Genomic DNA, 10,612 nt, shown 5'->3' with positions numbered 1-10,612 from the left:
TACTGGTTACGGAAGGAATGGACTTCAATGACGATTGGGAATGTCTGAAAAAATTCCAGTCACTGGTTATCGACATGGAAATTGTATCGGCCAGGTTCGCGAAGCTCATCGACAGCTTTGAGTCGACGCCTGAAGCGACTGACAATGAGACCGCGCAATGGTGGCTGACCGATGCCGGGGAACTGGTGGAAGAAAGCAAAAACGTTCAGAACAAGATGCAATCGGACAAGTCTTTACGTATTCGTGTTGGGGGAGACGACCCTAAAGAAAAAGCCGCCAAGGGTAGCGGAACTCAGAGCATTGACCTTCTCGGAGTCAAATGTCCGTTCAATTATGTAAAAACCAAAATCAAGCTGGAGACCATGGCATCCGGAAGTGTGCTGGAAGTACTGCTGGATGCGGGCGAACCCTCTGAAAATGTACCACGCAGTATTCAAAATGACGGGCACAAGGTTGTTTCCCTGACCGAAGAAAATGGTCATTTTAAATTGACTGTAGAAAAGGCTTAGACTTAATGATAATCAGTATGACCGGGTTTGGCCGGGCCGAGTGCCAGGATGGAGACTATTCGTATAAAGCTGAAATCCGGTCGGTCAACAACCGATTTATAGAAATCAACACCCGCCTGCCCAAAGCGTTTCTGGACATGGAGCTCCAGTTAAAAAAGCTCGTTAAGTCCCGTTGCTCGAGAGGGTCTATCAACGTCACCATTTCTTTGTCCAACTCAAACGGCAATTCGGGAGAATGGGAGATCAAACCCAATATTGGACTTGCCACCCAATATCTCGATGCATTGAAGGAAATTCAAAACTCCCTGGGGCTTGAAGGCGATATCCATCTGGAATCAGTGGCTGGCATTCGCGATGTCCTGAAAGTGGAACCGGTTGCCATTGACCCTGCAAAAGAAAGCCTGTTGCTGAACATGGCCGAGACAGCGCTGGATTCGCTCCAGAAAATGCGCGAAGAAGAAGGTCAGCATTTACAACAAGACCTTGCGGAACGCATTGACACTGTCGACAAGCTTGCCGGACAAATTGAAGAACGACAGCCGGAAGTCATCAAGGAGTATCAGGCCCGGCTTAAGGAAAAAGTCAAACTGCTTAATGATGGCATAGAAGTTGATGAAAGCCGACTGGCACAGGAAACAGCTATCCTGGCCGACCGGTGCGACATTGCAGAAGAAATTACACGGCTCAAAAGCCACCTCAATCAGTTCAGGAAACTGTTTGAGTCAAATGAACCTGTTGGGAGAAAGCTGGAGTTCATCACCCAGGAAATCAATCGCGAAGTCAACACCATGGGTTCCAAGTCAAGCGATACTCAGATAGCGAACCTGGTCATCGAAATTAAAAGTACCCTTGAAAAAATCAGAGAACAGCTGCAGAACATAGAGTGATTGACTGGTAATTTTTACTACACGAATATATAGATTTCAGGTATCTCCACAATGCACCAAGGACTTCCCATAATATTTTCAGCCCCTTCTGGTACAGGCAAAACCACTACCTGCAAAATATTGCGCGAAAAATTACCTGACTTGAAAGTTGCAGTGTCGCATACAACTCGTGACATCAGGAAAGGTGAAAAGGACGGAGAGGATTATAATTTTGTCTCCACAGAGGAGTTTGAAAATAAAATCAAGAATAATGACTTCCTGGAGTGGGCTCGTGTTCATGACTTTTATTATGGAACTTCGTTACAGTCTGCCGATGAACCTCTGAAGAACGGCTATGACACCCTGATAGAACTGGATGTACAAGGTGTGGAAACTTTGAGAAAAATGAATTACAAGGGAGTATTTATTCTTATCCTCCCTCCATCCCTGGAGGAAATGGAGGCCCGCCTTAGAAAAAGAGGAACAGATTCAGAAGAAAGCATTCAACGGCGGCTTAAAACCGGAAAAGAAGAAATTAAAAAATATAAAATGTACGATTATGTTGTCACCAATAATGAGATTGAAGGTACAGTGAACACTTTCCTCGCTATTATAAAAGCAGAAAAAACGAAAGTCTCGAAATACTGTCCTGGTTCTCCTGATATCCAAGCATTATTAAAAGATGAGGTTGATTAAGAATGTCGTCCGTTGATCTTATGGGGCTGATCCGTGATAACGTTAAAGCCCTGAAGGCTTATCAGGTGGAAAATCTGGACGAGGGCACCAAACTGCACGCCAATGAAAACCCCTACCCTCCTTCATCAGAGCTTTTGCAAAAAATATTTAAACGGCTGGATGATTTTGAACTCAATCGCTATCCTGACCCTGATTGCAGGAACCTGAAACAAGTCATCGCCAAAAAGACTGGTGCTCAACCCGAACAAATTGTAATAGGAAACGGTTCCGACGAATTGATCCAATACCTGATGCAGGTTCTATGCGCTGAAGGAGACACTATCGCCTTTCCGGATCCCACTTTTGCAATGTATGGAATAACAGCGCAATGTCTTGGCCTGACCCCTACCAGTTTTTCACTCAATGACAAATGGGATTTCGAGGCCCAACCTGCCCTGGAAGTTCTTTCCAGGCAAAATGCACGTATAGTTTTTATCAGTTACCCAAACAACCCGACAGGAAACTGTTTTTCTGAACAGGCCATTCAACAGGTGATCGAACAATTTGAGGGTATTGTAGTGCTTGATGAGGCCTATCACGACTTTGCCGGGAGAAGTTTTTTAAAACAAATGGAAAAACACAATAACCTGGTTATCTTACGAAGTCTGTCGAAAATCGGTTTAGCGGGTCTCCGGATAGGGTTTGGAATTTTTCCAGGCATACTTGCTGAGCAGATCAACAAGGTACGCCTGCCCTATAACTCAAACACCCTTTCCCAGTGGGTCGCAACGGAACTGCTGAATGATTTCAACTACGTACAAAACCAAATCGATTCGATCATCGAAGAGCGTGACCGGTTGACGAAAGAGTTGTCAAAATTGTCTTTCATCAATGCGTACCCTTCAAATTCAAACTTCATCTTGTTCAAGGTTCCTGAAGGTGGCAAAAAGTTATTTAACGAATTAAAAGAAAATGGAACACTTTTGAGAAACCTGGACTCACATCCCAGATTAAAGGATTGTCTGCGAGTTACTGTAGGGACTAAAGAAGAGAACGACCTGTTCCTGAAACAAATAACATCCCTGTAAACCGGAACAAGTAATGTTATGCAGCGCTGGATAAAAAGAATTTTTCTCACTGGTTTTTGGGGGTTTTTAATACTGACCTGGGTCGTGATCAGTGTATTTTATTACCAAGGTTCCCGCCCTGCCAGCGATGACAAGAGTCCCGTCATTTTTGAAGTTAAACCGGGAATGCCCCTGAAGCAGGTAGCTCGCGACCTATACAACCAGGGATTAATTCGCAGCCCAAGTGCTTTCAAAGCTATAGCCTTTATTCAAGACAAGCAAACGCATGTAATGGTTGGTGAGTACAGCCTGGCACCTTCCATGCTACCTGCTGAAATTATCAACAGGATCACTTCAGGAAAAACTGTACCGCATCCTGTTACCATCCCAGAGGGTTTCCGGATAACAGAAATCGCCGCACTTCTTGAGTCAAAAGGTTTGGCCGACGCTGAAACCTTTATACGTCAGACCCGGAACAAAGATCTGATCAAATCATTGGATATACCCACTGACAGCCTGGAAGGATATTTATTTCCAGAAACTTATCATTTCAGCAAGTTCACACCTGAGAAAAAAATAGTCGCAAAAATGGTGGACACATTCAGGAAACAAGTATTAACGTCTCAATTGCCCGAAATCGCAAAAGACAGCCCTCTTTCATGGCACGAAATTATCACTCTGGCCTCCCTGATTGAAAAGGAAACAGGACTGGATGCAGAGCGCAAAATGATTTCTTCCGTCTTTCACAATCGGTTAAGAAAAAATATGCGTTTACAAACAGACCCTACGGTTATTTACGCAATCGAAAAGTTTGACGGAAATATTCGCAAGCGTGATTTAAAAATAGATTCCCCATATAACACATACAGGTATAAAGGTCTTCCCCCAGGGCCTATTGCAAGCCCGGGAATTAAATCAATCGTGGCGGCAATATCCCCCATTGAATCAGACCATCTGTACTTTGTTTCCCGGAAAAATGGCAGTCACCATTTTTCCAACACACTGGCAGAGCACAATCGGGCAGTGCAAAAATACCAGTTGAGAAAAATTAGTTCCCGAAGATGAATTCTTTCTCCATATAGAACAGCAAGTTAAACAAGGTTCTTATCTTGTAAAAATAGAATCTGCCTGCGAACAATCTCATTACAAGAAACATCGATCCCGAATCTTTTGCCCTCCTTTACGATCACTCCATTGAGCGCTTCAATCTCTGTTTGTTTCCCGGCCCGGATATCCTGCAACATTGAAGATTCATGATCATAGGTGCTGGGTAAAAGTTGGCTATAAAAAACCTTCAGGTAATCCCCGACGTTTTCCCAATGACTGTCATGACCTAATTTCCTCATAACCTGAAATGATTCTTCTATGATTTGCTCCATAAGAGTCCGACTGTTTTCATTCTCACCCAGGTGACCATATGGAACTTGCAATATGGCGCCCAAGGCATTGAGCGGACAGTTATAAAGCATTTTTGCCCAGATATCTTTTCCTATTTCATTGGTAACAGCGCATGGCATACCAGCCTGATTCAGAGCATCCGCCAAAATCATTAACTGATCTGTTTCGCCTTGAAAAAGGCTACCCAAATGAACCGGTTGTGCATGAACAGTCACCTCCACCACATCAGGCTCCGGGCGGATGAACCCGGTAATAACCCGTGCGTTATAAATTTGTTTTTCAGGAAAGTAGTTGGCAAAAACTTCAGCATTCCCCCAACCATTTTGGCAAAGAATAATAGGCGTTTGTTGTTGAGGCAGGTTCGATTCTTTATTTAATTGCCGGGCCGAGCTTTCCGTATCAAATGACTTGGTACAGACCAGGCAGAAATCATAAGCGTCTCCTTCTGACAGAGTCAATGAAACCGTTAGCTCTTGCGGAGAAAATTTGGCCGGACCAAATAGCCCTTGCCTTTTTAAGCCATTTTTTCTTAATGCTAGAACTGTTTTTTCACTGCCCACAAGATGAACCTGATGTCCGCCCTGAATCAAAAAACTGGAAAGTCCCAGTCCTACTGCACCTGCCCCAAAAATCAATACTCTCACTATTTCTTATTTCCCAATCTGTATCAGAATTTAAATTAAAGAAAAACCTGCACCCTGCTCTATGGATAAACTATCAATCTTTATGAATCATATTCAGATATACTTTTTAATATCTAAAGCATCATTGATAAATTTGCCAAAGAAAGATAAACTGCCTGGGTAACAAGTTCTACTTGCTGAAAATTAACACCTCTTCGGATTTACCGAAAGGAGAAAATATTATGAATATAGAAAACCACCAAACACAGTTCAATTATGAAGAGTGGCTCAAGCAATTTTACCGTTTTGCAGAAACAGCCCGCCAGTTCTTTAATGAACTTTTAAAAGGAATAAAAACCTTGTCTCTAAAAAGTTTGTCGGAGGCATGGAAGGAAATCAGTGCCGTTATCCCTCGGCTCACAGCTCAGGATTTTATTGTTGCCGCATTAATAAGCATAACCGGAATGATTGGCGCCATAATTTTCATGGCCGGACTGGGGCTTTTCGCATATCAGGCATTTCTCTGGTTACAGGATGGTACCTGGACCGAGTTCCCGCTTTTTGTTGTATTCAACTTTCTTTTTGAGAATACCGCCCTGCACCAGTGGATGGTTCAACCTGAATCGTGGTTCGGGCTGCAAAAATTGTTTTCCTGGTTTTTGGAATCTATTCCTCTTTCAATGGCTTTAATGGTTCCCGGTTTTTCCATAGCACTGTTCATGGCAGGGGTTATGGTGGTGATCTCAACCTATCGCTTTTATCAGTTGCGAAAAAGGAATGACTGAAAACACACCATCACTCAAGGAAAAGCTGGAGGGGTCAAAAAAATACCTCCAAAACGCAGATCTTAAAGGAGCCGAGCTGGAGGGGGCTGACCTCAAAGGTGCTGAGATGGGAGGCGCTGATCTTCACCAGGCCAACTTGAAGAAAATATTTCTCAGTGAGGCAAATATTTCCAGAGCCAACCTGACTGAGGCTGATCTTTCAGAAGCAAACCTGAGTGGAGCTGACCTTAATAAATCAAACCTGGGAGGTTCCAATCTGCAAAACGCCTATATGAGGCGTGCCGATCTCCGTGGTGCCAATTTAAGTGAAACCAATTTAAACAAAGCCAACCTGAGAGAGTGCGCATTATTTAAAAGCTGGATGAAAAAAGCCGACTGCAGTGAAGCCAACATGCAAAACATTAAAGGAGCACAAATGCAGATGCAGGGTGCTGTGCTTAGAAAAACCAAACTGGAAGGCGCAGACCTTTCAGGTGCCCGGCTTGATGGTGTTGATTTTAATGCCGCCAGTCTGCAGACAGCAAACCTGAGCCGGGCAAATTTTAAAGAAGCAATCCTCAACGAAGCTGATTTACGTGGAGCCAATTTACGCTATGCAGTGGGATTAACGCGCGAACAGGTTGAGCTTGCCAGGATTGACAAAAATACCCTTATGCCCAGCCATCTTAAAGTTAAATGGAATTCTGAAACCAAATTTGAAATCCTGGATAAGAAAAATTAAAACTCTTTACATTTGGTTTCGCCGGTCAATTTCCCCCAGAAGCTCCCCTACTGTTTGAATATTAACCAGGTCACGGTGACCAGATACCATACCAATGATCCCCACGCTTAGAGGGAAAGGTTCGTCCCTGTCACGCAAGATAATTGTCCCCGTTACATCCTTCTCATTAAACTGGGGAATGTGTTCTACTTTAAGAGGAAGCTTAATTTTCTCAACTTCCACGTTGAAAGCATATTGCTTTTCCAAATATAGCTGCAGTTCTTCAACCTCATCATGGGATAAAAGATAGTTGGCTCGGCGTTGAATCCATAGCATGTCCTTGCCGGTCTGCGGCAAGTTTTTATAGCCGTCTATCAACTTCTCATATGGGGCTAATGGTTCATCACGAAAATAGCAGACCCAATCCACCCTCACAAAATTCTCAGGGTTTTGTCCAAACAATAGTCTCGATGAGTCAATTAAAGAAAAAGCATGATAGAGTGTCACTCTAAATATCTCCTGCCATTCAGAGGTGATCAAATTTTTATTTTAAAACTTCTCACATACCCTGGCTACAGAGCGTATGATAGGAACTATATAATTTTAACCGACACCTGTAATTTTTTCATGGACAAAATATGCACAATGATAGAAAACTTATAAGATTTAACGCCGCGACGGGATTTTCTGTGGTTTTAGAGTTTGGAAGTATTAAAGAAAAAAGTGAATATGAGGAAAAAATTAAAAATGCCGGACTCAAATGTGAAACCATTAAAGACTTCAATTTAAACTTTGATCAGGCCGACCTGTTTATGGATATGAGAAGCATTGAATGCAGGGAGCAGTTTGATCTGGATGATTGGATCTAGCCGATATTTACATTGCTTACCGAGTCAGCCACCACGATTCGCAACAATATTTCGCAAAGCATTCAACCTGTCAGTCAAAGTCTGGGGCTTTTTTTCACGGTCCTGTAAAAAACGTGTGAACCAATCCAGCCCTTCTCCAAGTCGCGGATCCATTTTTATGGCACGTTCATAATCGGAGATTGCCTGCGGGTAAAGTCCCATACGGTCCTGCAGAATTCCCCGGTTAGCAAACGATACGGCAGAACCCGGGTCCTTTTCCAGTACTTCATTAAATGCGTCCAGGGCTTCTCTGTCACGCCCTAACTGCATGAGCGTCCTGGCCCTTCCCCTTTTAGCGTGGATAAAATCAGGATGTTCGCGAATACTGGTTTCATAGTGTTGTAATGCTTCTTCGTAATTTCCATCCGTATACAGTGCTACAGCACGACTGAAAGAAGGACCACCAGGGTGCGTTTCCTTACCAGTCCCTTTATAAAAAGCCCACCACAGTGAAGAAAAAATCAAAACGATACCAATGTAGCGGATGCCTTTATAAACCCGGTCGGTAGTCATGGCAAGAGAGCAATATTTCTTTAGATTTTGAAAAGGGAGAGTTTGAACCTCCACGAAAGGAAAAACAAGCTAATCCTGGAGTTTCCAATGGGCAAGGCGTATACCATCTTTCTGAGACTTGCGAGCGAATCTTTCAACCCCTACTGTGGAAATATTGTCGCCGTTATAAACAGCATTGACAAAATTGGCTACGATTTCAGGGTGGCTTTGACCAAATTCAGGAATCTTTTTTCCAACCCAATCGAATGTAGATTCATCCGAAGTATAAAACCTGATAAAAGTCGAAAGATGCAGTATCAAACTATTTCGCCCCACATACCTTGGTTCACGTTTAGAAGTTCCATTAATTGCGGAAACAGGAAACTGAAGGCCCCCTATTCTTCTACGCGAATCCATTTTGTCCTTTTCAGGAATATATTTTGATGCCAGGAAACAGGCAGACAACATACAGCTTTCCAGATTTCCATAAGGGAACTCATTGTCTCCCTGCCGCAATCGTTTTATCCCCTCTATGGCCATCTTTCCTTTGGGAGAACAGCAGAAATAGGCACGCCAGACTTTAAATTCTTTTACCGTATTGATCATCATATTCAGTCTCCGTTAATTACTGCTTGCAGGATCTGGCGCCAGATTTTGTTCCGCAACGTAAGTTTGACTGCCTCGCTGGTGGACCAACACATGGTACCAGGGCTTGTCTTTTGGCGGCCTGCTCCGGGCCATCTCCTCATACCACTCATCCGTTTGCTTGAATTCCAGATCCACCCCCAAAATGATTCCACGGTAGTCAAAAAGTTTATGATATATCAATTGTCCAATACAAAATTTTGCTTTAGCCTTTTCCATAACGATTCTTGCTTATCCCTATCAATCCAAATTTTTAAACTTATAAACCTTTCATACTTTCTGTTTACATTTATAAGTATCTTCAGAAGTCCAGATCACTTCAATATAATCCGGCATCTGGGTATTACTATCAATGATCGAAAGTTCCAATTCCTGGGGTGAAATATTTTTAACTCTGCTAAGGTCCACTCCCTGAAATTTGGTCTCAATAAGCTCTGCTCCCTCAAAATCAGAGTCCGTCAGATCTGCACCACGAAAATCCGCATCGCCCAGTTTGGAGTTTACAAAACTAGTAGAAACCAGACAAGCCTGTTTTAAGCTGGCCTCACTTAAATTTGCTTCAGAAAAATCGGCTTCCCTGCAATCTGTCCCATTCAACTCCGCAGCAACCAAATCGGCCCGAATCATTTTAGTCCCGGCCATTTTTCCCTTTCCAATATTGGCACCGCGACTGAAATAACCTTCCCTCTGATAACGTCCTGAAAGTTTGGCTTCGGTCAAGTCTGCTCCTGATAGATCAACTCCAAGAAGGTTGGCCTCCACCAGGCTGGCACGTATGAGGTCACAACCAACCATTACAGTCTGCGAAAGATTGGCTCCCATTAAATCAGCAGAGTTAAGGTTGCATCCTTCCATATTTGCCCGGGTGAGGTTGGATTTTTGCAAGGTCGCTCCAGACAAATTTGTATTTTTTAAATTGGCACGCATGGCTTTGACAGAAAAAAGGTTTGCCCCGGTAAAATCTGTGCCCTCAAGGTCTGCCATGACTAAATCGGCAGAAATGAGATTGGCATTTTTCAAATCCATATTGGACAAATCCATACTCTTCAGGTTTGCGCCTTCAAGATTCTTATTCGAATTTTTAATTTTCTCTCTATCCCACATTGACTATGAACTAAATATTTAATGGAAACCCAGTTGCTTTGACGCCTTAATAAAGACTTTCAATCTATTCATACCGGAAGCTAAAGTCAAATAGTTCCTTTAATTATCTGAGATTATTGACAAAACTGGGTTACACTGGATGCGCCAATCTATTCGAGGCTATCATGAACGGTTCAATTAACAATCAAACCGGTTTTACCTTGATAGAGTTATTGATCGTTATAGCTATTGTAGGAATTCTTGCTGTTGTTAGTGGCTCACAATATATACAACTTAAGGAACGCGCCTACGATTTGGATGCACAAACCAGCCTTCAACATCTTTACCGTGCCTGCAAAATATACTGGGGCAATAACAGCTCAACCAGTGTTTGTGATGTCAGTGCCGTCTCTGGTCCATCATATGGTTTCGTGTCTTCCTCAAATATAACCATTTCAGGGTCGGGAACAGAATCAACTTTCAGCGCAACAGCCAACCACAGCGCAAGCACAAACACACTGACCATAAATTCAGCAGGAGCTGTCTCCTGATTCCGATTCTCGACGGAACCGTATGAAATCCTAAAGAATGCCCCCGAGGCGATTCGAACGCCTGACCTACGGATTAGGAATCCGTTGCTCTATCCAGCTGAGCTACGGGGGCATCTTTATTTACAATGATTTACCTAAACCCTTCTTTCAACCTGTGTAAAATTTGTGTCAATTAATTCTGAACTTAGGCTACTTTACTCATTTTCTGCTTCTCGTCAAGAGAACTATACTTTACCAATCTCTCAACATACTCAAGAATTTTGAGAAAGTTGCGTTTTCCCTTGTAGTAGTGTGAATACCGCCAAGTTAC

Annotated in this window: 15 protein-coding genes and 1 tRNA gene; 9 read left to right on the top strand and 7 right to left on the bottom strand. The window is 43.0% G+C overall.

Annotation, left to right across the window (positions count from 1 at the left end):
* The 5 genes from F3741_12425 to mltG all read left to right on the top strand — a co-directional run.
* Window positions 1-509 (top strand): sulfurtransferase TusA family protein (locus F3741_12425; protein MZG31582.1); only part of this gene is annotated, 509 nt, incomplete at its 5' end.
* A 5-nt stretch (window positions 510-514) separates the two neighbouring features.
* Entirely contained in the window at window positions 515-1,396 is an 882-nt protein-coding gene (locus tag F3741_12420; protein ID MZG31581.1) for a YicC family protein, read from the top strand.
* A 51-nt stretch (window positions 1,397-1,447) separates the two neighbouring features.
* Window positions 1,448-2,071: a guanylate kinase gene (locus F3741_12415; GenBank protein MZG31580.1), complete on the top strand. Its 624-nt coding sequence runs from the start codon at window positions 1,448-1,450 to the stop codon at window positions 2,069-2,071.
* A 2-nt stretch (window positions 2,072-2,073) separates the two neighbouring features.
* A complete protein-coding gene (gene hisC / locus F3741_12410; protein MZG31579.1) occupies window positions 2,074-3,138 on the top strand; it encodes a histidinol-phosphate transaminase in 1,065 nt (354 codons plus the stop codon).
* 18 nt (window positions 3,139-3,156) lie between these two features.
* Complete coding sequence (gene mltG, locus F3741_12405) at window positions 3,157-4,182, top strand: endolytic transglycosylase MltG (GenBank protein ID MZG31578.1); 1,026 nt, start codon at window positions 3,157-3,159, stop codon at window positions 4,180-4,182.
* A 26-nt stretch (window positions 4,183-4,208) separates the two neighbouring features.
* Here the strand turns inward: mltG and F3741_12400 are convergent, their stop codons facing one another.
* The gene (locus F3741_12400; GenBank protein ID MZG31577.1) at window positions 4,209-5,162 is read right to left on the bottom strand and encodes a ketopantoate reductase family protein; all 954 of its coding nucleotides are present in this window, start codon (window positions 5,160-5,162) and stop codon (window positions 4,209-4,211) included.
* A gap of 218 nt (window positions 5,163-5,380) precedes the next feature.
* Between F3741_12400 and F3741_12395 the strand changes: the two genes are divergently transcribed.
* Window positions 5,381-5,923, top strand: coding sequence for a hypothetical protein (locus F3741_12395; GenBank protein MZG31576.1), 543 nt, complete (start codon window positions 5,381-5,383; stop codon window positions 5,921-5,923).
* Complete coding sequence (locus tag F3741_12390; protein MZG31575.1) at window positions 5,916-6,644, top strand: pentapeptide repeat-containing protein; 729 nt, start codon at window positions 5,916-5,918, stop codon at window positions 6,642-6,644. The genes F3741_12395 and F3741_12390 overlap by 8 nt, the downstream gene beginning before the upstream one ends.
* Window positions 6,645-6,650: 6 nt before the next feature.
* Here the strand turns inward: F3741_12390 and F3741_12385 are convergent, their stop codons facing one another.
* Window positions 6,651-7,130, bottom strand: a complete 480-nt coding sequence (locus F3741_12385; protein ID MZG31574.1) for a hypothetical protein — start codon at window positions 7,128-7,130, stop codon at window positions 6,651-6,653.
* Window positions 7,131-7,261: 131 nt separating this feature from the next.
* On the opposite strand from F3741_12385, the gene F3741_12380 reads away from it, so the two are divergent.
* Window positions 7,262-7,492, top strand: a complete 231-nt coding sequence (locus F3741_12380; GenBank protein ID MZG31573.1) for a hypothetical protein — start codon at window positions 7,262-7,264, stop codon at window positions 7,490-7,492.
* 24 nt (window positions 7,493-7,516) lie between these two features.
* On the opposite strand, the gene F3741_12375 is transcribed toward F3741_12380, so the two are convergent.
* The 4 genes from F3741_12375 to F3741_12360 form a co-directional block, all read right to left on the bottom strand.
* Complete coding sequence (locus tag F3741_12375) at window positions 7,517-8,044, bottom strand: tetratricopeptide repeat protein (GenBank protein ID MZG31572.1); 528 nt, start codon at window positions 8,042-8,044, stop codon at window positions 7,517-7,519.
* A 69-nt stretch (window positions 8,045-8,113) separates the two neighbouring features.
* A complete protein-coding gene (locus tag F3741_12370; GenBank protein MZG31571.1) occupies window positions 8,114-8,632 on the bottom strand; it encodes a hypothetical protein in 519 nt (172 codons plus the stop codon).
* 12 nt (window positions 8,633-8,644) lie between these two features.
* Window positions 8,645-8,887, bottom strand: coding sequence for a heat shock protein HspQ (gene hspQ, locus F3741_12365; GenBank protein ID MZG31570.1), 243 nt, complete (start codon window positions 8,885-8,887; stop codon window positions 8,645-8,647).
* Window positions 8,888-8,938: 51 nt separating this feature from the next.
* The gene (locus F3741_12360) at window positions 8,939-9,772 is read right to left on the bottom strand and encodes a pentapeptide repeat-containing protein (GenBank protein MZG31569.1); all 834 of its coding nucleotides are present in this window, start codon (window positions 9,770-9,772) and stop codon (window positions 8,939-8,941) included.
* Window positions 9,773-9,936: 164 nt separating this feature from the next.
* Here F3741_12360 and F3741_12355 point away from each other — a divergent pair, with 164 nt between their 5' ends.
* A complete protein-coding gene (locus tag F3741_12355; protein MZG31568.1) occupies window positions 9,937-10,302 on the top strand; it encodes a prepilin-type N-terminal cleavage/methylation domain-containing protein in 366 nt (121 codons plus the stop codon).
* A gap of 38 nt (window positions 10,303-10,340) precedes the next feature.
* Here the strand turns inward: F3741_12355 and F3741_12350 are convergent.
* Window positions 10,341-10,414, bottom strand: a tRNA-Arg gene (locus F3741_12350).
* Window positions 10,415-10,612 lie beyond the last annotated feature (198 nt).

The organism is Nitrospinota bacterium (assembly GCA_009873635.1).
Taxonomy (GTDB): Bacteria; Nitrospinota; Nitrospinia; order Nitrospinales; family VA-1; genus LS-NOB.
This window is presented reverse-complemented; position numbering and strand designations above follow the sequence as displayed.